This window comes from Pseudomonas sp. LF020 (assembly GCF_053456425.1).
This window is the reverse complement of the sequence record NZ_JBRFIX010000002.1, coordinates 60200-81706: the sequence shown is the minus strand read 5'-3', so window position 1 is coordinate 81706 and position 21507 is coordinate 60200. Positions and strand designations below refer to the sequence as shown.

Genomic DNA, 21507 nt, shown 5'->3' with positions numbered 1-21507 from the left:
GCCCAGCGGGAGCAAGCTCCCTCGCCACAGGAATGTTTTTCAGCTTGCGGGCCGAGTTCATGGCCTTGGCCCAGGCGCAGGGAAGCGAACTCATATCAAAACCTCCCCAATCTCTCTGCCTGGAGGTGTTCCTGTGGTGAGGGGATTTCTTATGGAGAGCGGATTTCTTGTGGTGAGGGGATTTATCCCCGATGGGCTGCGCAGCAGCCCCGAAACCTGACATCCGAATACATCTGACTCACCGCGTGCATTGGCTTTAGGGCTGCTGCGCAGCCCATCGGGGATAAATCCCCTCACCACAGGTTTACTTCTCAGATTGAGGGTCGGATTCAAAAGCGTAGGAGCTGCCGCAGGCTGCGATCTTTTGATCTTGATCTTCAGCGACATTGAAAAAAGCCAAAGCAAAAGATCGCAGCCTTCGGCAGCTCCTACAGGTTCGGTGTCGTTCCCCATTCCTGTGGCGAGGGAGCTTGCTCCCGCTGGGCTGCGCAGCAGACCCAAACCCTGCAACCCCATTCCCGCAGACACACCTTGCATGTCGGACTTGCGGGCGCTTCGCACCCGAGCGGGAGCAAGCTCCCTCGCCACAGTCATCATGCTGTTCAAAAGCGCGTGCTCCCTTCAATCGGCACAGCCTTGATCGTCGCCCTCGGTCCCGTCCCCGGCACCACCGCCGGCACCCCCTGCGCCGCCGTCGGCAACTGCGGCGCCTGCATGTCCGGCATTGCCCAGCTGCGTTCCGGTTGCAGGCCGCCCTGGGCGCGGCGCATGAAGTCGTAGCGGTTGAGGGTGATGCTGCGCCCCGCTTCGCTGTCGCGGATGATGTACGGGCGCAGGAATACCATCAGGTTGGTCTTGGTGATCGCCCGGCGCTCGTTGCGAAACAGCGCGCCGATCCCCGGCAGCGTCCCCAGCCATGGCACCGCTTCGTTGCTCTGGCTGTAGCCGTCCTGCAGCAAGCCGCCGAGGACCATGATCTGCCCGTCGTCGAGCAGGATGCTGGTATCAATCGCACGTTTGTTAGTCACGATCCCCGCCGACGCCGCACTGGCCGACGCGCGCTCGTCGATGCTGCTGACTTCCTGATAGATATCGAGCTTGACCGTGCCGCCCTCGGAAATCTGTGGCCGCACATTCAGCTTCAACCCCACCTCTTCCCGGGTCACGGTCTGGAACGGGTTGTTGCTCGTCCCCCCGCCCCCGGTGACATAGCTGCCGCTGACAAACGGAATGGTCTGGCCGACAAAAATGCTCGCTGCCTCGTTATCGAGGGTCAGCAGGTTCGGCGTCGACAACACGTTGGTGCCGCCCTTGCTCTTCAGCGCCCGGGCCAACACTTTGAGGTCGAGAATCTTGCCGATGCCGGGGATATCGACGGTGCCGTTGACGTAGCCGAGGTTCAAACCCTGGGGCAGCACATCGAGACTGGTCTTGCCATTGAGATTGATCCCCGAACCGCCAAGATTCGCCCCACCGATCACGCCTTTACCGCCGAGATTGCCGGTCTGCCACTGCACACCGAATTCGCTGGCATCGTCCTCGCCGACCTCAACAATCAGGCTCTCGATCACCACTTGCGCGCGGCGCTGGTCGAGCAGGTCGATCACCTCGCGCAGGTTGCGATACAACGGCTCCGGCGCGGAAATCAGCAAGGTGTTGGTGGTGGCGTCAGCCTGAATCGTCACCCCGCCCGCGCTGAACGCGACGTTCTGCTCACTGGCCTGACTGCCGCCGCTGCCGGTCGAACTGCTGCCCTGCGCGTAACTGCCGCCGGTGCTGCCGGTGCTCGACGTGGTCGAGGTGTTGCCACCTGTTTGCGTGCCGCTCTGCGCACTCGAACCGCCATTGTTGTTGCCGTTGCTGCCCATGGCACTGAGCACCGAGCGCGCACTGTCGCTGGTGCCGCTGTCGCTCTCGCCGGTCAACAACCCACGCAACGCTTGCGCCAGTTTCGCCGCCTGCGCGTTACGCAAATAAACCACGTGCAGGTTGCTCGGATTGCTCTGCGCGTTGTCGAGTTTGTAGATCAGATTGCGCGCCAGCTCGGTGCGCTCGGGGCTGCCGGCGCGGATGATGATGGTGTTGGAACGCGGGTCGCCGATCACCGCGATTTTCTGCGTCGGATCGTTGCCCGGCGCGTCGAGCAGATCCGCGACCATCGGCGCGATGTCGGCGGCGATGCCGTTCAGGATCTGCACCACGTCGGTGTCGATCGCGCTCGGCGTGTCGATGGTCTGGATCAACTGGGCGACGCGGGTCAGGTTCTCGGCGTAATCAGTGACGACGATGGTGTTATTGCCGGGGTAGGCATTGATCGGATTGTTCGGCGACACGATCGGGCGCAGCACCGGAATCAGGTTCACCGCGTTCTCGTATTGCAGGCGAAAGGTGCGGGTGAGCATGCCGTTGCCGGCGGGTTTGTCCGGGCTGTAGATCGGCCCGCCGAGCAGTTTCGCATCGGCTTCCGGCACCACTTGGGCGACGCCACCGACATCGACCACGCTGAAACCCTGCATGCGCAACGCCGCGAGCAACATGTCATAAGCCTGGCGCGCCGGCACCTGCCCTTCCGAGACCAGCGTCAGGCTGCCCTTGACCCGAGGATCGACCAGAAACTGCTGGCCGGTGGAACGCGACAACGCGCGCACCACCGCTTGAATATCGGCGTCGACAAAATTCAGCGTCACCGGCTGATCGCCCAGCGGATTGCTCGGCAGTGTGCTGCCGCGTGGGGCGCCGCCACTGCGTGCGCGTTCGGTAATGTTGTGCATCTGCCGTGGTTGCGGCGCGGTTTGTGCCTGGGCGCGTTGCCGATCGAGCAGCGCATCGCCGCTGCGTTGGGTGTTGGCCAGTGGCCGACCGAGTTCGCTGTCCACCAGCAACGGCGGCTGGTTCGGCGGCGTGGTGGTGTTGCTGCACGCGCTCAATGCCATCAGCAGCATCGGCAACGCCATGCGCGCCGGTTTGGATCCTGACCCCTTCATGAAGCTTCCTTAGCGCCCAGCGCCTGATCCATGCGAACGGTGCCTGACAATGTGCCGGCAGTGACTTCGGTCGAAGCGTTGTCGGCGCGTTGCAGACGGGCCTCGACTACTTGCAGAGAAAGTTGTGCCGGGGTGCTCAGCAGCCAATCGAGCACTGCGTCGGCTGGCGCCGCATCGAACGTCAGCTGCCAAGCGCCGGCCTCCCCGGCCTGTAATTGGTAATGCCCGGCCAGACCGCTGGCCTGCAGCGTATGCTCAAGAGACTGCGCCAGACTTTGCCCTTCGGGGCGCACGCTGACTTCGCGCAACAGCACTTCCAGCGCTTCGGTCTGCGCGCGTAACTTCGGGGTTTCGCTTTGCCAATAAGTGATTTTTTTCAGAGGCGGCTGAATCAATGCGACCCACACCAACAGCGACAGCAGCACCACCGCCATGCCGCCGACCATACGTTTTTCGCGCAGGGCCAACGCTTGCCAGCGGACTTGAAGCTGCGTGCTGAAACGCTGCCAACGGGCGCGGTACACCGCGAGCGATGCCTTATTCATCTTCTGCTCCGCTGTCGTCAGCGCTTTCGTCGGGGGTGGTGACTTCGTCGCTCGGTCGCAGCAGCCAGCCTTCATCATCAGCCGTCGCACTGATCCCGACCTGGGCCAATGCGCTCTGCCAATCCTTGTCCTTGTCATTGGCGCTGCGCCGGGCATCGGCCAGCAGACTCAACTGCAAGGTGTCATCGACAAACGTCAGGCGCTCGACCGTGCCGGCCATGAACGGCATGCCACTGCCGGCCTGCAACACCAGCCGATTGAACGGCTGCGCTGGATCCTCCGCCGCACCCTTCTGCCGCGCCGCCAATTGCTGACGCGCCTGCTGCAGCGGATTGAGGATCACCGGCAACTCGGGAAAGGCCTGCTTCACCCGCAGCGCCATCTGTGCCTTGAGCTGCTGGCCCTGGCTGGCTTCGCGGGCGGCATACAGGTTCAAGCCGATGACCCACACCGCCACCGCCAAGGCGCAAAGCCCCAACGCCCGGCCCCAACCGCGATGCTCGCTGCGCTGCTGTTGCACCGCGCCCTGCAAGCCCCAACCGGGTAGCGGCCCGGTCCAGCGTTGCGCCTCGGCCATCGGCAATTGCGCATCCGGCGGTGGCGTCGAACCGATCCAGTGCAGCGGCGTGCCGCAGCTCAACAGCCAATCGCCAATCTCCTCGTCGAACAGCGGCTGCACCCGCGCCACCTGCACGCTTTCGCGCAGCAACAAATGGCCGTCCTGCCGACAGGCCACCGTGCCCGGCAGCACCGGCAAGCGGTACGCCGCCGGGTATAGACCGCGCAGATTCAGACCGGCCTGCTTCAGCAGTTGCCCCAGATGCTGCAAACGCTGACGCGGCGCCCAGGCAATCTGCACCTGCCCCGCTTCATCCCGCGAACTGTGAGCGATGTGCATGTCATTGCAGTCACCGAGCATCAAAGCCTGCGCCGCGCATTGCACCGCCGCTGCGGTCTTGTTCGCTGGCAACGGCGGCAATTCGATGCTCGCCAATAGGCTGTCCGCCGGGTGCAGAAAACCGCTCAGCGCTGGCTGCTTCGCTGACTGCCCCAGTTGGCTAAAGGTCTGGCGCTGTTCACGAACGACCTGCCCCTGACGGTCCAGCCACGCGCAGTCCATTTCACTGTCGAGACTCAACCCTGCCAGCGGCGGCAAACTCACACGCAACTGGCTCATACGCCCACCCGCGACCAGATCACTTGCGGCAAACGATCCTCGCTGCGATGCAACAACGCATCGAGGCTGACCCGACGCTGATCCCGCCGCGCCTCGCCACGCAGACGAAACCAGTCACTGGTGATGCCAACCTTGATGCTGGTCAGCTCCAGATTCGGCATGCGCAAGCGGTTGACGAAATCGCCACGGTTGATGAACCAGCGCCCGGCGTCACGCTCATTGATCAGCGCCTGCGCCCGCTCCAGCGACAACCCCGGCACATACGCGGCCAACACCGGCGCGGTGGCGGTATTGCCGTTGAGCCAGGTGGTCGCCGGAATTACCGTGAGATACGGCGCCAGTTTGCCGATGACCGCCTCATTCACACCCTCGACGCTGCGCAGATCATCAACGCTGCGCAGCATCGGCAACTTCGGATTCTGTGGTTTGCGCGACGCATTCGGCGACGTGGCACGGCCACTGTCAAAGGCGTTTTTGCTCGCGGTGTTTTCGGCAATCTGCGGATTCAACAGATACGGATAAGAGACGATCACCCGCTGACTGATGCGCTGACTCAACCCGGCGCTGATGCCGATCAACTCGCAAAGCCGCTGAAACACCTGCACCTGCGCCTCATCGATACGCTCGTTGGCCACCAGATTGCGTAGGTTGAACTTGCCCTGCTCATCCTCCAGCCGCCCCTCGAAACCGTGCGCATTCAAACGCTGCGCCCACGGCTGATCGAGCCGGGTCAACGGATCACGCTGCCGCGCATCCCAGAGCAATTGCCGGCTGATCTCCAGACCACCGTGCAACACCCACCGCCCCTGCACCCGCTGCTGATCCGCCTCCAGCGCACGAGTCGAAACGCTCTGCCGGGTCAACATCCCCGCCGCAATCACCGCGACCACCGCCGCGATCAACAGCGCACTGATGATCGCCATCCCCTGCTGGTTCGATTGGCTGTTCATCGCCGGCCTTACAGCTGCCAGGAACCGATATCGGCATTCACGCCGTCGCCGTCAGGCTGACCGTCGGCACCGAGGGAAAAGATATCGATCTCGCCATTGGCGCCGGGGTTGAGGTACTGATAAGGACGACCCCACGGGTCATTCGGCAAACGCTCCAGGTACGAACGCCAGTTACTGTTCTTCGCATCCGCCGGCCGCTCCACCAGCACTTTCAGCCCCTGCGTCATGCTCGGGTAAGTGCCGTGATCGAGCCGATACAACTTCAGCGCCTGCATCAAACCACCGATGTCCTGCCTGGCTGCCGTGGCCCGCGCCTGATCCGGCCGGTCGAGCACCTTGGGCACCACCATCGCCGCCAGAATCCCGAGAATCACCACCACCACCATGATCTCGATCAGGGTAAAACCCTGCTGCCCACGGGGCATCCGGCTCGGTCGTCCGGGCTGTTTGAACTGCGCGATATCCATCTCGACATTCCCTTGGCTTGATTCGATTCGACGCGCAGTGTTGCAAGAAGATATGTCAGGGATGTTGAAAATCCTCGGGAGTTTTCGTCGTCAAGCCGTCAAGGACGCGGGTTAGGGTCGAGGGCTGTGTTTTGGTTTTGGGCCTTTTATGCGCGCGTGTTCCCGAGAAGCGGGTTTCACCCTGATTGAAGTGCTGGTGGCGCTGGCGATCATTGCCGTGGCGATGTCGGCGGCCGTGCGCGTGGCCGGGTTGATGACCCAAAGCAGCGGAGTTATGCGTGATCGCTCGATTGCCATGATCGCGGCGCAAACGCGCATGGCGGAACTGCAACTGGAAGGTCGATTGCCGACCGGTGTGAAAGCCGTTGATTGTGATCAGGGACGGTTGTTGTTGCGGTGTGAGCAGGTAATCGCAGCGGCAGAGAATGGCCGATTACTCAAGGTCGGCATCCAGGTCTTCAACCGCAACCAGGACACCCCGCCCCTGGCCCGCCTGGAAACCCTATTGAATCGCCCCCTGTAGGAGCTGCCGAAGGCTCGGGCCGCGTTCGGACGATCTTTTGATCTTGTTTTTTAAAACTAAAAGATCGCAGCCTCCGGCAGCTCCTACACAAACATCTCAGGCAACGGAATTGGCGCATACACCATCGCCGACAGACCAACTCCCCCAGTCTCCAACGTCGTACGAAAAATCTTCGACCAACATAAAACCCTGTGGGAGCGGGCTTGCCCGCGAAGGCGCCAGAATGGGCACCAAATCAACCACCAAGTGATGCCGATACGCTCATTAAACGATGATTACCTGTCGAATGCCCGATCATTTCCAGAGGATGATGTCGGACAGAAGCAGTCAACGCATGACAATGGTATTGTCCACTCCTTTTCATTGTTTCTGACAGATCATGAATAGAGTCAAATCCTCAATCCGGGCCGTTGCTTCCGCACAAGGTCTCCCTGAATCAGCCCATCTTCTAATTGAATTCGGGCCCCCTGGGGCCGCTTGCTTCGAGCTTCCCGATACTGTTGTGAGACTTCTACCTTGCTCTCGTTGATGGATATCTACATGCCCAACACCTCGCAGAACGCGCGACTAAATGAGTTGCTGACTGTGAGCGAAGCCAATATTGACAGGGCTGAATCCAACGCCGACCTATTGAACGTGATCCACGAGTTCGCCTCGTACGATGGCCCGCTCAAGTTCAATTTCACACGTGCATGGTGGTTTTTCGGCACCGGCCTGTTATTGATTGCGGGCACTGTGGCCCTTTTTGGCTATATCGACACCTATCACGTGGTTTCTTTTTTTCACCGTCTGCAAATTGAGCCTGGCTTGTTCGGCGCAGTCACTGGTGTGCTAGGCATCGGGTTCGCCATTGGGAGCATGAAATGGATGAAATCCAAGGCTGATCGCTTGCCATCGCTCAGCCGCGAAATTGCTGAACTATCCTCCTACTTCCACAACGAGTTGATGTTCCTGGAAGAAAACTCGCACTGCACCCTCAACGAACTGGATACGCAATTTGGTGACTACCGCCGGGGCAACTACAGCCGCGAGTTGGTTGAGTCGTTAGAGGGCGTGTTTACCGGCAAGCTGCGCGATCTCCCTTATCACTACCGCCAGTTGCACTACGTCAACAAACGGGAGGAGCAAGTCACGGTGACCGACAAAGATGGCAAAACCAGTACGGAGACTCGAGTGGTGTATGACCATTACGACCGGTACAGTCTGGTTTTCGACTTTCCCTGGGTCACCGGGATATCGGTCAGATCCGATAACCAATCAGAGAACGACTATTCATGGCCAATGGACACGGCTTCTCCGGACTTTAATAAATCGTTCTGTTTGACAGGGCAGAGCGAGATACTCTGCGCGAAATTCATCAAACCTTCGACAGTGCTGCATTTGTTGAAATTATTTGAAATCCTCGATCGTCCGAACCTGGAGTTCTCCGACGATGGCTTGCTTTGCCTCAGCTTCGCGAGCAGTGACCTACTCGCGTTCGACACAGAATATTCGCTGGCTTCACCCAACGAGTTTTACGCAGAAATTTTTGCAGGTGTCGAACTGCCGCGCCTGATGTCTGTGCTCCAATGGAGCCACGCACTCTCTGAGCTGCACGATGACAACTTTACCTTTACCGCCTCTCCACCAAATAAATGCAAAGAGAAGTAAGCCATGGACATTGCACTCATACTCTCCGCTGTTATCGCCGTAATCATCATTTTGGTGGGGTTGGGCATCTACAACGACATCATCGCCCGACATAACGGGGTACAACGTGCCTGGTCGGACGTCCTGGTTTACGAACGCCAGAAGACAAAAGTTCTCGATCAACTGCAAAAAGTGCTCGCAGACTTCATGGTTTTTGAGTCCAGCCTCCTCGAAAAAATCACCGGCCTTCGCAGCGCCATTCACGCCCTTCCTGCTGGCGCAAACGGAAACGCACTCACCAACGTTGAAACCGCCTCGCGGGAACTGATGGGTGGCTTGCGCATTGCTTTTGAGGCTTACCCTGACCTGAAAGCATCGGAAGCGGCGAACAACATGATGCGTGAAATTGCCGAACAACAAGAAAACGTAGGCGCAGCCATCACCATCTACAACCGCAACGTCGAACTGTTCAACAACTCCATCGAGATGTTCCCAGGCTCGGTCGTCAACGGCCTGTTCAACAAGAAACCGCGTGTGACGCCGTTCACCGATACCGAAGCTTCGCAAGGCTTCTCCTACTCCCCGAATATCTAACACTTGTAGTGCTTCAAACCATCACCCGCGAGGGTGATGGTCGACCACCTCCCTCATTTAGCCGAACACGAATGTCCGTGCCCAACCCATAACCTTGTGGGCAAGTTCACAGCAGCGCCTACAGGTTTTGGGTGTCCGCAAATTACGCATCCACCACAAACCCTGTGGGAGCGAGCCTGCTCGCGAAGGCGCCAGAATGAACACCCGATCAATCACCAAGTGTCCCCGACACCTACATCACCCCTGCAACTGCAAATTATCCAGCGCCCGATTCACCGCCAACTCCCCGAGCATGATCAACTGCGCAATCCCCGCCAGCGCGTGACGCTGCGACACCGGCAACAAACTGGCTATGTTCTGCGCGAGGGTTTTGGCTGAAGCGAGCGTTTCACTGGCATCGACCAGCAGCTCTTCAGTTTTGTTGTCCGCCGTCACGGCATACATCCCACGGGTTTTACGTGGCGGCGGCGTGGACCCGGGAGGACAGAGGTAATGGTCGAGGGCGCGGTCGGCGGCTTCGTGGAGTTTTTTGGAGTCGATGGATTCGTAGGGGGAAACCGAGGCGGTTTCGGGCGGGCTGGGTGTAGGTTTGATCATGGTGAAGCTCCTTGAGAAATGGAGCCGTCAGCCATCGCTGCTAAACGAAGAGGTGGCGGCTTTACGCGGGTTAGCAGACCAGGCTCAAGGATCCCGGCGCACCGAAGTGCCCCACGCAAAGCCACCATAACGTCATGGCGGAACCTGCGTGCCTTGAAAATTGGCGAGCTGCTAAACCCGGTCACTGAACATTCAGCGACCAAACCACAATAGAACCCGCCCCTAAGGCGCACAAGACGGCGGATTCTGGCGTAGCTGTAGGCAAAGGCGCAAGGATATGTAGCCTGGGAGAGTGTCTGGAGATGTCTTTTTAAACGACGACGTTTATCGAGGCCTTACTGCGGCACCTCCCAAATTAAAAAATCCGCCCCATTACCGGCATTCCTGCGGACAGAGCGTAAGCCCAGTCGGGGCGCAAAGGCATTGCGAGCGACTCGCCTGAAGCCACTCACAAACAGTCAATCAAAGAATTGTAAGAAATGTTGAGCGCAACTTTTGCCTCAGGCATTCTGTGCGACGCAAAAGTACATGGGCGGTAGATTTCCGCGTTCCTCCCCCAGGACGCATTTTCTAGCTCCCCCCAACGCTTGCCCTACGTGCTTTCTCAGTGGCCGGAATGTCGACTTCAATTCCAATCAGGCCAAGGACATCTGAATCTTTGAAAAGGAACTTCCCGTGAGTGGCAAACCTGCAGCCCGCGTCACAGATCCCACCAATTGCCCGCTCCCGGGGCACGGCACTAATCCAATTGTCAGCGGCTCGCCCAATGTCAATTTCGACGGTCTACCCGCCGCTCGTATGACCGATAAATCCGCGTGCGGTAGCCCGATCACTGGAGCGGTCAGCTCTACGGTTTTTATCAATGGGCTGAATGCCGCGACTCAAGGCAGTACCGGTGGCCACGGCAATGTAGTTGTAGGTGGCTCGGGCACGGTCATCATTGGCGACACCGTCGTATCAGCGCCTATCAGCGGTCTGACGTCGATGCCCGTGCACTTCAGCGACAAGTTCAGGCTTATTGACGACGAGTCAGGGGAGCCGCTGGCTAATCTTGACTACGCCATTCAGCGTGCTGACGGCAGCATCGAGCACGGTGTCAGCGATTCATTGGGGTATACGCACGTAATCAGCTCGCACCTCGCCGAAACGATCCAGCTGTTTTTGGAGGATTGAAAATGGATGTCAAAGTAAATAACGGAAGTTTCCCTCATGGCTGAAGTCATTAGCAAAAACGGCCGAAAAATGTCATCTGTAGCCAGCCGAACGGTGACGCCTGTCAAAGACTCCAGCACTAAAGCTGTATCCGTAGACGCAAAGCAACAAAAGAGGCGTGCCGAGAATGCGGAGTTCTTAAAGAATAAAAATGTGCAGGCCTTTCTGGATACGTTGGCCCAAGTCGAGGGTGGCGATTATCACGCGAAATTCGGCTATGGTTGGGCAGCCGGCTGGAAATCCGGGAAGTGGACATTCAGCGATGAGTCTACTCACCCAGGACCAGGTTTTGGTGGTTCAACTACAGCTTCTGGCAGGTACCAGATCACGAAAGCCACATGGTCGGAACTCTCCATCAAAGCAATGGGGCTATCTGACTTCAGCCCCGGAACGCAGGACTTGATCGCCGTTGAACTCCTGCGCAACGTGAGTGCTATCGAACCGCTGATCGGTGGCGACTTAAAAACTGCAGTTGGAAAAGCATCAAAAAAATGGGAAGCGTTGCCTATGGGGCCGGGCATGGCAAATCGACCCATCAATGGGAAGCCTTCCGGCCAACCTTATACTGAGTACGACGAAGTAGAAAAAATATATAAGGGCTTTGGCGGTACTGTTAAATGAAACTAAAAATATTAGCCATCAGCCTTTTGTGTTGCGTCAGTTCATTTTCTAGCGCAGCAGACCTTCCCATCAAAGAGGGAATGCCATTTACGCAAGCCCGAAAGGCCTTGATCAAAAATGGCTGGAAGCCGAATCCGACCTACTCAGGTGAATTCGGGGTTGAAAGCGTCATCCAAAGAAAAGGTTTCAATGAAATCGAATCCTGCACAGAGGGCGTCCGTTTCTGCAGCTTCAACTACATCAAGAATGGAGATTGTTTAGGTGTAGGAACTGTGGGCGAAGAAGTCAAAGACATGAAAATTTATTCCTGGAACTTCAAATGCCCTGAAAAGGATTGAAACCAGAAATCGACAACAAGGTGGGCGGCGCTTCCCGAAGGTCCAGGCAAGAACAACCTTACGCCGAGTATCCGGACTTTTTATCGACCTACAAAGCTGCGGGAGAGACTGCCCAATGACGGCTTCAACCCTCGTACTTGTCGCAGTTTATTGCATGGGTATCAGCGAAGCGTTCGCCGACGGCTCACAGGCGTCAAACGACAAGCACGGACCAATAGGCATTGTCATCGGTGAGCGTTTGATGGCGGCCAGGGCCAAGCTAATCAAACAAGACTGGAAGCCGACGCGGATGCATACCACCGATGGCTATGAATACAGTGGCGTGGAGAAAGAACTGGCTGCACACAAGTTCTTCGAACTGGACACCTGCTCATTCGATAGCTCGCGCTGCATCTTGCACTACGCGAAGAAAGGAACGTGCCTGCGCGTCGATACCCTCGGTGAGCAATTTAATGACATGACGGTAACGCGATGGACCCGTGAATGCCCTGAAGCGACTCAATAATCACACCAAGACGGCACGGTAATAATCAACTGCTCCCACAGGTTTCAGCGTTGTACACAACATCTGCAATCAGCATAAAACCCTGTGGGAGCGAGCTTGCTCGCGATGACGCCAGAATGAAAACCCGATCAATCACCAGGTGATTCCGACACCCGCATCACCCCGGCAACTGCAAATTATCCAACGCCCGATTCACCGCCAACTCCCCGAGCATGATCAACTGCGCAATCCCCGCCAGCGCGTGACGCTGCGAAACCGGCACCAGACTGGCGACGTTCTGCGCAATGGTTTTGGCCGACGCGAGCGTCTCACTGGCATCGACCAGCAATTCTTCAGTTTTGTTGTCCGCCGTCACGGCATACATCCCACGGGTTTTACGCGGCGGCGTGGAACCGGGCGGACAGAGGTAATGGTCGAGCGCGCGGTCGGCGGCTTCGTGGAGTTTTTTGGAATCGATGGATTCGTAGGGGGAAACCGAGGCGGTTTCGGGCGGGTTGGGTGTTGGTTTGATCATGGTGAAGCTCCTTGATGACTGGAGCCGCCACCGTTCGCGGTCAAACAAACTGGGTGGCAGCTGTACGCGGGTTGACCGACCGGACATCAAGGAATCCGGCACACCCGAAGGTGTCCCACGCACAGCCGCCGCGACATGATTTCAGACAATGCCTGAACACGTGCAGAACGCTGGCGCGCCTTGATATTGGGCGGACGGTCAAATCCGATCGCTGATTCGTCAGCGACCGAACCACAATAGAACCCGCCCCCAAGGCGCACAAGCCGGCGGATTCTGGCGTAGCTGTAGGCAAAGGCGCAAGGATATGTAGCCTGAGAGAGTGTCTGGAGATGTATTTTTAAACGTTGGTGTTTATCGAGACCTCATTGCATCACTTCCTATAAAGCAGATCTGTTCGCTTATGCTTTTTTTGTACAACGAATTGCACGACAAGGATCCAATGAGCGTTGTCCTCATTTGACGGTCCCACCCGCCAGTTTCTACTTTCCACAGAGGGCAAGAATTCACTACCAAAAGCTGTAATTGGCTAGGGACAAACCCACGACTACCCACAGTACTGCGCCCCAGCCGTGATCAACTGCCCTCGGGGGTAATCAAAGGTTGGGGTACTTAGCCTCCTCTTCTGATTGGATCGCGTGCCAATCTGCCCACAGCTTTGCTTCTGCATCAAATAGCTCACGGGAGACTTTGCGCGGCCTGAATTCGACAATATCTTGTGTATCCGTTGCAAATATGTAGCGACTGGCGCCATTGATGATCGTCGTCCGAATAAATGCTGCGTCGTAGAGGCTTAGGACAGTCCCTCGTTGTGGGGGGCGCTGGCCAACACAAGCGAATAGTAGATGCTTGGGGCTAAGAGGAAGGAAGAGTCTCGTTCCTTGTACCCCCCAGCCGCCTTCGAGGCTGAGCCCCCCACTTGCAGATACTCCCAATCTTGTGAACGGATTATCAGTGGTTGGCCACGTGACTCCAGGTGGGGCATGCAGGATGGTCCATCGATGAGTTGGCATACGATGGATTGTGTTTTTGAGTATGTGTTCGAGGTGCCAAATCCAAAACTTCCGCCCGTTCAGCACCAGTGCTTCGATACCTTCTGCGCCATCCTCATTTTTTACGCGATGGAGTTTGAGGGGCAATTTGCTAAATGGGTCTACAGCTGCCACGGGCTCAAGTTTGATACCAGACGCCAAAGCTGCTTCAACTTTGGCAAGCGACCCCTCCATTGACTCAGACAAAAGAGCCTCAAGTGTTTCGTTCTGCCGCCTCATAAAGCTCTGCATGCCTGTAGGCGTCCTGATCGATTGTGCTACGGCGAAGCGGAACAAATTGCTCCAATCCTCAACGCTCAATTTCGTCTCATTCACTACCTTTGATATCGCCACCGACGCAGGCTGCTCAAAATCACGATCAAGCCATTGCTCAATCTCATCGCTGTCTTTGGAGCCAGAAAAATAGGTGTAAAGGTGCTGATGTTTAGCAATGCTTTTGGGGGAATGAGGCTTCCAATATTCGCATTTCTCATGTGGCACTAGGAGTCTGTAAGTTAGGATTTTGCCGTCAATCGCCCAATGCCTAAGGTAGGACTGAGGTACATAGTGGTTATCTTTTTTGGTGCCTTCCATTGTGGCTTTTCATCCTCATTTATATTTCCTGAGATACCTCTACCCAAAGGATTTTGAGGAATCCATCCTAATGAACCACGCTAAGTGATTGAGAACTCGGAGAAGTGACTGAGCATAGCCGTAGGCGTCAACTAGGGGCAACGAAGGGGTAGGTGTTCTGGTCAATAGGTTCAAAGTGCCGCAGGCGAAGAATATTGACGATGAACGTCAGCCATCGATCAACGGCGGACACCTATGCATGCGTCCAGCATGCAGATTTCATGATTCCACGCAGCCGGGAGAGTCTCAGTGGGCTGGAGTCTAAAGACCCTAATTACATCTATCTCCAACTTATGCACCTTCCACACGCAGTTACTCACCGAAGTCATTGAGCGTGACCAAATTCAGCAGTCACCAATCGCGGATCCAGTAAGGGAAATCAAATCAATCATGGAAGAATACGAATTGCTGAGACCACCAACCGGCACCTTCGAATTCAGTGAAGATACGAACGCCGCACTATCGCCTTGAAGTGACACTCCATATTGTATGACCTGAGCTAATTGACGAATCGTCCTACCAGCTGTTCTGGAAGCTAACCATGCCTTTTCACAGTCTGAAGCCGGACATAATAGGACATGCTGGAAATGCCGGTTCCAGCATCAGAACGTAACGTCGTGCACGGGTAACCCCAACGCGAAGGATTTTCCTGCTGCGGTCGTATGGTGGAGCATCACCTCGCCAGACCAAGGAGGAGCGAAACTCTTTGGCGCCTTGCCTGATGCTTTCCCGAACCAAGATCACCGCATCAAACTGCTTGCCCTTCGATTTGTGGATCGTCATGACATGTATGCCTCCGGTGTCGTTTCCGTCAGCGAGCAGTTGATCTTGCACCAGTGCGTTATCCAGCCCCTGACGAGCTTTGGTGTAGGCACCAGTCGTCATCCACATCTCAGACAGGTTCGAACTGATTCGCTTGCCACGATTGAAAGCGATCAAATAATCAAGGGCTCCTGCGACCTGTGTGAATTCAGTTACTCCAGTTCGGTAGAGCAGTGTTTTGATCAGTATCCAATCCCTGCCAGGGTCACCCGAAAATATAAGGTCAGCAGCACCGTTTATGATTGCTTCAGCGCTCCTCGCGAGATTCGTCTTTGGGGGCTTACCTGCAGCAATATTGGCACTCCACATTAAGTAGGTTGCCGCCTGCTTGAGCGCCGTTGCACTTCCATCCGCGCGTCTGATTGAGGCAAGCAACTCTAGGCATGTTGCGATATCGGCTGCACGCCGCTCGGGAAGCTTGGGCTCCAGAAGGAATGCTGCCAATCTGGCCGAAAGCAGAACTGCGGCTTCGTCGAATAACACTTTGTGGGGAATAGGCTTCGCGCCTCCGTTCAAGGCAGCTGAAATTTTGGCGACGCCACTGCCGGTTGTTGCGAGGATGACCAAGTTTTCCAGTTTCAGGCCATCAGCCTTAGCTCCATTGAAAAATCGACCGAGCGCCACACGTATCCACTGAAGCGGTTCCTTTTTTGGGTCGTACAGCATGCGACCAACACCAGCGTAAGGGACTTTTCTCGGCGTTTTCGCCAAGATGTCATTGCCGAACGCAGCTATGTCGGTGCCAGGACTACGGTTGTTTTCGGAACCAAGATCTACAAAAACGGGAGCTAAAGCCTCTTTGATATTCTCAATTCGCTCCGGACCTACACCTTCCAAGTGGTCAAAAATTTGCTGGTCAAGATCAGCCAGGCAAATAATTTGGCAGAGGTCAGCTAGTTTCTGAATGCAGCCCCAAGCCTCATTCCCAGTATCTTGAGCTTCATCAACAATGATTACAGGGTGAGTATCTGCAACCAGCACACGTAGCAACTGACATCTTTCGAGCAGTTCACTTGCTTTCGGGGCAAACCAGTCAAAACAGATTCGCCCGTCTTCCGCGAACAGCCGCTCCCGCTCGGATTGCCACGCGAGCCAATCCGCCGTCCCCTGCTCTCCTTTCTTCGGTGCCTTCACACCACCAGATAAGGCCTTTTCATCTTGAGGAAGTAGTATCTTGAGCTTGCCCTTCGGTGAGCCAAGCAGGTAGCCATGGCTTTTGAGCAATGACCAGCAAAAGGAGTGAAAGGTCTGGAGACTGAGCTGCGAACGTACCGTCTTATCAACCAGTAGATTCGAGGCCTCTGCAACCCGGGCAACGGCTGCGCGAGAGAAACTGAGGAAGAGTATTGATTGCCCCGGCTGCAACCCAGCAGCAATAATCTTCGTGGCTTTTTGGAGGGCGATGGTGGTTTTCCCGCTGCCAGGCCCTCCGACGATCAGGAGGTGGCGATCTTCGTCCAGAATCGTCTGACGCCGCTCGCAGATGATCATACTGCACCTACCGGATCATCCTCTTCCTCAGCAGGTCCATCACCAGGCCGAGCGGCAGGAGCAGGTTTTGGAAAATCGTTATAAACACGCGTCAAGAAGTCTGTGATGCCCGGAGGTAGTTCATGCAGCGCACAAAGGTCCAGCAACCGGGCTGCATATCCGTTTCCCTTATTGCTTTTGAGCGCCTTGAGCATGTTGTCCTTAACTCCCTTGTCGTCAGGGCGCTCGGCAGGAATGCCAATATTCCCTTGATCACCAGAATCACGGAGCGTGGACAAGAATGTCCATTGGTGGTCAACCGGTGTCTGAGTTACCAAGAGCTGCTCGATGTTTGGGTACGGAATCTCGTTAGGAAAGTCGAAGGCCTCAGCAAACTTCTGATTTTCCTCTGCCTTGCGTGGCTTGTAGTCATAGAACGCGTACGTACGTAGTCCAAGTGCTTTGAAGAAAGCTCCGAAATTAGGCAACGAACCGTCGCCCTCGACCGGGAAAATTGTGATGCCTGCCAGATCCAAGGCGAACAGATCCGGGTTGGCCTGCTCCATCTTCTCAGCGACTGCTGTCAATGCACTGTGCTCAGTGATCCCCTCCGCAACAATTACCCCAGGCCCCAGCATCGCTTCCGCCAATCCACGGCGTGCATGGCGTTTGTACATCTTGCCCTTCAAAGTCGTGCCAGATGCTACGGTTGTCGACTCAACTGTCGCCTCGCCATTGCGCCGCAGGATGATGATCTGTGAGGGGTCGAATCGTTCAATCACATATGGTGAGTGCGAGGTAACAAAACACTGAGTCGTCTCTTCCAAGAGGTACTTCGCAATTCTGCGCTGCGTATGCGGCGGCAGAGCTATTTCAGGCTCTTCCATTGCAAAAATCACGTTGTCCTTCTTTACCTCAGCGATGAAAGACAACAGGGCCAGCACGAGCGTGTTCAGTGTACCAGTCCCAACATGCTGGAATGGGACTGGCTTTTGATCCGCTGTGATGGAAATAAAAAACGACATCGTCTTGCGTAGGTGTTCTCTCGTCAGTTGCGAAACGAATAGCTGAGTTGTTTTACCAGCTCCACCCACAGAAATGTACTGGGCAAGCCTCTCTTCAATCGAGTCCAGCACTGGTCTAAGGTCAGCGGCATCCGAATCAATCGGAGGATCCAGCTCTCGAAGCCGCTTGATGGACTTTTCCCATAGGCCCGTGCGCACGCCTTGCAACCGGAGGATCAGGTCAAGCAAAGAACCACGTTCAAGACTGAGCGCGCGTGATCCTGTGCGTAAGGTCCGGAGATAGAGAAAACCGAACAACCGCTTCACTGTTCTCTTTACACGCTGAAGTTCGCCATCATCGAGGCTGGGGCTATATGAGAAGAACGTGTCCGCCTCGAACTCATCCTCCTCCGGGTTGTAGAAGGCTTGGGTTTCAATGCGCAGGCATCGAATCACTTCCGGAGGAGCGGCGGCATCTACCTCGCCAGCCTCCAGCAGGCGTTGCTCTTTGACATGCCATAGCTCCGTATGAGCGGCGCAGGTACGCTCAACCTCGCCACTGAGGTCTACTAGCATCACTTCGATCTTGATCTTTACAGGGTTGGCCCCGTCAGCATCCAGGTACGAGGCGTTGTAAAAGTCGAATTCTTGAACCGGGGGAAAGCGGGAAAGCCTGTCGGGGCTTAGAACCAAATCCAAGGCCTCGCAAATCGTACTCTTCCCGACGTTGTTGCCCCCTACCAACAGGGTGTGCCCGTCAAACGTGAGGTCAGCCGACTTCACACCACGAAAATTCTCAATCTTCAGATTGATAACGCGCATTTCCGCATATCCCTGTGCTGGATGGTCGCTTCAGCTTGGCTCATTCAGCCGACGCTGCCTAGCCACAACTGTGGAAAAAATGGCCATCATGAGATATGGATTAATCGTCCTGACACGCTCCCTGAGCATTTTCAAGGAGATTGCGAATACCGCTAGTGACATTATGAATGCTTGGCTAGCTTAAATATCCGAGCGACCGCCGCAGGTCGGGAGCTTCCGATCGCGACTGCCAGCTATCGGCCAAAAGCGATCACAAGCATTCCCTAGTCTGTCGGCTCACTTTACAGAGCGCTTAAACTGGCATTCAACTAAACGGCAAAAATAACGACTCCGATCCTTCAAATCAGGGCCTCATAAGACTCGGCAAAACTACCCCCTCCCCCAACCTCTCCACCTCCAACCGCACCCTCTCCCCCCCCTGCTCAATCACCACCCCATCCCCCTCCACCGTCACCAACTTCACCCCAGGCCCCACCCTCTCCCCCTGCAAAAAACTCCTCGGCGGCCCATCGTTCAAACTCAAAATCGCCACCGCCCCGCGACTCCCCGCCATCACCCCGCTCACCTTGATGTCCACCGGCGCCGTCTGGTTGGAAAACCACTGCAACGCCGGGCTGTCACTGCGTGCCGCGAGCATTTGCGGGGGGGCTGGTGGGGTGTGGGATTCGGCGGAGGTCAGGAGTAGAGACGACCAGGTCGCGACGCCGACCAGGGCGGCGAACAGTGCGAGGGCCTGGACGGTTTGCGGGGGTGAAATGCGGGTGGTGAGCATCATGGGCTGAATCTCCTTTTAGTCCCTGCTCACAGGCTACTCGGCAATTCTCACGGTTTTATTTCACACGTCTTACATGTTGGCCGTGCAGGATGTTTTTTTGGACGGGGCAGGACGCAACGGAGCGCGCAACCGATGAATGTGGGCAAGCAACAGGGTTTTACGCTGATCGAGTTGATGGTGGTGCTGGTGATCATCGGGATTGCCAGTGCGGCGATCAGTCTGAGTATCAAGCCGGATCCGCTGCAGTTGCTGCGCAAGGACGCCGAGCGGGTGGCGCAGTTGCTGCAGGTGGCGCAGGCGGAGGCGCGGGCGGATGGCCGGCCGATTGTTTGGGTGAGTGATGGCAAGGGGTTTCGGTTCAGTCGGCGCAGTGACAGTGGTCGGGGGTTTGAGCATTTCAAGGATGACCCGCAGTTGCGGCCGCGCACCTGGCAAAGTCCGAAGCTGGAGGTGCGGGTGGAGCCGAAGCAGAAGGTGGTGCTTAACGCCGAGTGGATCAATCCGCCGCTGCAATTGACCCTGTCGGATGGGCTCAATCGGCTGAGTGTGCTGCGCGATGCCAGTGGAAGGATCAGTGTGCAATGAACGATCAACGGGGCTTTACCCTGATCGAGGTGATGGTCGCGATTCTGCTGATGGCGGTGGTCAGTTTGATTGCGTGGCGCGGGCTGGACAGTGTGACGCGGGCGGACAGTCATTTGCAGGCGAGCAGCGAGCAGAGCGACAGTTTGTTGCGGGCGTTGAATCAGTTGCAGCGTGATGTGGAGATGCGCGCGGGTGTGGAGTTGAGTGAGCCGAAGAAGGTTGGCGTGGATGATGAGCCGCCGAGTGCGCCGCCTGCGCTGACGGTGCGGAGCAGTGACAGCAAGGGGTTCCGGCTGGATGTTATTCGCCGTGCGGCGGATCAGCCTGGGGCTTTGCAGCGGGTGCGGTGGTGGGTTAAGGGGGATACGTTGTATCGGGCGGTGGCTGAGGCGCGCAGTCGGTATCCGTTGCCGGCGCCGGGGGCTGGGGTGGCGGTGTTACAGGGTGTGAGTGATGTGCAGGTGCGGGTTTGGGAGGTGGATAAGGGTTGGCGGCAGTTGAGTGGGAATCGGCGGGAGGACCCGTTGGGGTTGGAGGTGCGGTTGATGCGGGAGACGGCGCAGGGGGTGGAGCGGTATCGGCAGGTGATGGGGCCGCTGCAATAATCTGGATTACTGAGGTCCCTGTGGGAGCTGGCTTGCCAGCGATGGGGTATTCACATCCAACATCTCATTGCCTGACATGCCGCTATCGCTGGCAAGCCAGCTCCCACAGGGTTTTATGGTGTTTGTGGGTGTTGGGTTGGATTAGCTGAGGACGACGACGCCGCCGGGTAGTTCGGTGCATTTGACGCCGTAGGCATCGCGGATCAGCAGGGCGACGCCGGCGAGTTGGTCGAGGCTGAAGCGGGCCTGGACGCGGCGTTGGCCGAGTTCGCGGTTGAGCAGCAGCAACATGCCAGGGCGGTAGCGGTTGATCTCGTCGATCATCTGGCTGAGGGTCGCGCCGTTGAATACCAGTACCTGTTGGCGCCAGTTCATCACTGCGGCGGTGTCGACGCTTTGCACTGCGCCCACTTGCTGCGCGTCGTAGGTCAGTTGCTCACCCGGCTGCAAGCGCAGGCTGCGGCCATCGACATTGACGTCCACCGAACCATCGAGGCAGGTCACGCAGACTTGTTGATCGGTGTTGCGCAAATTGAACCGTGCCTGACTGGCACGCAACCACCCTCCTCCAGCCTGCATCGCCAATGGCAGCCGCGCGGTCTGTACTTCAACCTCACCGCTGACCAGCTCAAAACCCTGCACACCATCATCGGCAGAGCGCTGGTTGATGCGGGTCTGGGTGTTGAGTTCCAGGCGTACGCCGTCGGCCGGTTCGAAACGCTTCTGCTGGCCGACTTCGGTGATGTAATCGGCGCCGAGCCCTTCGAAGCCACCGGGAATCGTCCAGCGCACCAGCAAAAACGCAGCCGACGCAGCAATCGCACCACCGAGAAACGCACGGCGACCGAAGCGCCGAGGCGACTGCAGCATTTCAGCGGCAGGCTGCAGGTTGTGCCACAACACCTTGGCCTGCTCGAAAGCCTGAGCATGCTCGGCGCTCTGCGCGCACCACTGGCGCAACGCCCGGGCGTCGGCCACGGTGGCGCGGCCGGAGGTCAGCAGGACCAACCAGTCGTGGGCTTCACTGTGCAGATTGTCGGCCGCCGATGGCTCGGCAGGTGTCAGTCGAAAGATGTTCAAACGCGCAGATTCTCAACGAATTGATCG

At 57.0% G+C, this 21507-nt stretch carries 22 protein-coding genes; 9 read left to right on the top strand and 13 right to left on the bottom strand.

What is annotated here, in order from left to right:
- Positions 1-90 precede the first annotated feature (90 nt).
- Genes ACU680_RS04580 through gspG form a run of 6 tightly spaced genes read right to left on the bottom strand, consistent with a single transcriptional unit; the run spans position 91 to position 6123 of the window.
- The gene (locus ACU680_RS04580) at positions 91-606 is read right to left on the bottom strand and encodes a hypothetical protein (protein WP_448178763.1); all 516 of its coding nucleotides are present in this window, start codon (positions 604-606) and stop codon (positions 91-93) included.
- Positions 603-2984: a type II secretion system secretin GspD gene (gene gspD, locus ACU680_RS04575; RefSeq protein ID WP_448178762.1), complete on the bottom strand. Its 2382-nt coding sequence runs from the start codon at positions 2982-2984 to the stop codon at positions 603-605. The genes ACU680_RS04580 and gspD overlap by 4 nt, the downstream gene beginning before the upstream one ends.
- Positions 2981-3529, bottom strand: a complete 549-nt coding sequence (gene gspM / locus ACU680_RS04570) for a type II secretion system protein GspM (RefSeq protein WP_448178761.1) — start codon at positions 3527-3529, stop codon at positions 2981-2983. The genes gspD and gspM overlap by 4 nt, the downstream gene beginning before the upstream one ends.
- Positions 3522-4706 carry a type II secretion system protein GspL gene (gene gspL, locus ACU680_RS04565; RefSeq protein ID WP_448178760.1) on the bottom strand — a complete coding sequence of 395 codons (1185 nt, stop codon included), beginning with the start codon at positions 4704-4706 and terminating at the stop codon, positions 3522-3524. Before gspL ends, gspM begins: the two co-directional genes overlap by 8 nt.
- Entirely contained in the window at positions 4703-5656 is a 954-nt protein-coding gene (gene gspK / locus ACU680_RS04560; protein WP_448178759.1) for a type II secretion system minor pseudopilin GspK, read from the bottom strand. Before gspK ends, gspL begins: the two co-directional genes overlap by 4 nt.
- A gap of 8 nt (positions 5657-5664) precedes the next feature.
- A complete protein-coding gene (gene gspG / locus ACU680_RS04555) occupies positions 5665-6123 on the bottom strand; it encodes a type II secretion system major pseudopilin GspG (protein ID WP_086790965.1) in 459 nt (152 codons plus the stop codon).
- A 148-nt stretch (positions 6124-6271) separates the two neighbouring features.
- On the opposite strand from gspG, the gene gspI reads away from it, so the two are divergent.
- The 3 genes from gspI to ACU680_RS04540 all read left to right on the top strand — a co-directional run bounded on the left by gspI (position 6272) and on the right by ACU680_RS04540 (position 8869).
- Positions 6272-6646 carry a type II secretion system minor pseudopilin GspI gene (gene gspI / locus ACU680_RS04550; protein WP_108592762.1) on the top strand — a complete coding sequence of 125 codons (375 nt, stop codon included), beginning with the start codon at positions 6272-6274 and terminating at the stop codon, positions 6644-6646.
- A 540-nt stretch (positions 6647-7186) separates the two neighbouring features.
- Positions 7187-8296 carry a hypothetical protein gene (locus tag ACU680_RS04545; RefSeq protein WP_400757864.1) on the top strand — a complete coding sequence of 370 codons (1110 nt, stop codon included), beginning with the start codon at positions 7187-7189 and terminating at the stop codon, positions 8294-8296.
- A gap of 3 nt (positions 8297-8299) precedes the next feature.
- Positions 8300-8869, top strand: coding sequence for a LemA family protein (locus ACU680_RS04540; RefSeq protein WP_448178758.1), 570 nt, complete (start codon positions 8300-8302; stop codon positions 8867-8869).
- Positions 8870-9106: 237 nt separating this feature from the next.
- Here the strand turns inward: ACU680_RS04540 and ACU680_RS04535 are convergent, their stop codons facing one another.
- Complete coding sequence (locus ACU680_RS04535; RefSeq protein WP_448178757.1) at positions 9107-9466, bottom strand: DUF6124 family protein; 360 nt, start codon at positions 9464-9466, stop codon at positions 9107-9109.
- A gap of 675 nt (positions 9467-10141) precedes the next feature.
- On the opposite strand from ACU680_RS04535, the gene ACU680_RS04530 reads away from it, so the two are divergent.
- From ACU680_RS04530 to ACU680_RS04515, 4 genes are all read left to right on the top strand, one after another.
- Positions 10142-10639, top strand: a complete 498-nt coding sequence (locus ACU680_RS04530) for a PAAR domain-containing protein (RefSeq protein ID WP_448178756.1) — start codon at positions 10142-10144, stop codon at positions 10637-10639.
- A gap of 36 nt (positions 10640-10675) precedes the next feature.
- Positions 10676-11299 carry a lysozyme family protein gene (locus ACU680_RS04525; RefSeq protein WP_448178755.1) on the top strand — a complete coding sequence of 208 codons (624 nt, stop codon included), beginning with the start codon at positions 10676-10678 and terminating at the stop codon, positions 11297-11299.
- On the top strand, positions 11296-11637 hold the full coding sequence (locus tag ACU680_RS04520) for a hypothetical protein (RefSeq protein WP_448178754.1): 342 nt from the start codon (positions 11296-11298) through the stop codon (positions 11635-11637). The genes ACU680_RS04525 and ACU680_RS04520 overlap by 4 nt, the downstream gene beginning before the upstream one ends.
- A 115-nt stretch (positions 11638-11752) precedes the next feature.
- Entirely contained in the window at positions 11753-12142 is a 390-nt protein-coding gene (locus tag ACU680_RS04515) for a hypothetical protein (protein WP_448178753.1), read from the top strand.
- Positions 12143-12299: 157 nt separating this feature from the next.
- On the opposite strand, the gene ACU680_RS04510 is transcribed toward ACU680_RS04515, so the two are convergent.
- The 5 genes from ACU680_RS04510 to ACU680_RS04490 form a co-directional block, all read right to left on the bottom strand.
- Entirely contained in the window at positions 12300-12656 is a 357-nt protein-coding gene (locus ACU680_RS04510; protein ID WP_448178752.1) for a DUF6124 family protein, read from the bottom strand.
- 593 nt (positions 12657-13249) lie between these two features.
- Complete coding sequence (locus ACU680_RS04505; RefSeq protein WP_448178751.1) at positions 13250-14278, bottom strand: DUF4238 domain-containing protein; 1029 nt, start codon at positions 14276-14278, stop codon at positions 13250-13252.
- 588 nt (positions 14279-14866) lie between these two features.
- Positions 14867-16630, bottom strand: a complete 1764-nt coding sequence (locus ACU680_RS04500; RefSeq protein WP_103486654.1) for a UvrD-helicase domain-containing protein — start codon at positions 16628-16630, stop codon at positions 14867-14869.
- Positions 16627-18435: an ATP-dependent nuclease gene (locus tag ACU680_RS04495; protein WP_448178750.1), complete on the bottom strand. Its 1809-nt coding sequence runs from the start codon at positions 18433-18435 to the stop codon at positions 16627-16629. Before ACU680_RS04495 ends, ACU680_RS04500 begins: the two co-directional genes overlap by 4 nt.
- A gap of 343 nt (positions 18436-18778) precedes the next feature.
- Positions 18779-19210 (bottom strand): type II secretion system protein N, encoded by a 432-nt coding sequence (locus ACU680_RS04490; protein ID WP_448178749.1) that lies wholly within the window; start codon positions 19208-19210, stop codon positions 18779-18781.
- Between the two features lie 132 nt (positions 19211-19342).
- On the opposite strand from ACU680_RS04490, the gene gspH reads away from it, so the two are divergent.
- Both gspH and ACU680_RS04480 read left to right on the top strand, forming a co-directional pair.
- On the top strand, positions 19343-19795 hold the full coding sequence (gene gspH / locus ACU680_RS04485; protein WP_027613110.1) for a type II secretion system minor pseudopilin GspH: 453 nt from the start codon (positions 19343-19345) through the stop codon (positions 19793-19795).
- Positions 19792-20400: a type II secretion system protein GspJ gene (locus ACU680_RS04480; RefSeq protein ID WP_448178748.1), complete on the top strand. Its 609-nt coding sequence runs from the start codon at positions 19792-19794 to the stop codon at positions 20398-20400. The genes gspH and ACU680_RS04480 overlap by 4 nt, the downstream gene beginning before the upstream one ends.
- A gap of 141 nt (positions 20401-20541) precedes the next feature.
- Here the strand turns inward: ACU680_RS04480 and ACU680_RS04475 are convergent, their stop codons facing one another.
- On the bottom strand, positions 20542-21480 hold the full coding sequence (locus tag ACU680_RS04475; protein WP_448178747.1) for a FecR family protein: 939 nt from the start codon (positions 21478-21480) through the stop codon (positions 20542-20544).
- Positions 21481-21507 lie beyond the last annotated feature (27 nt).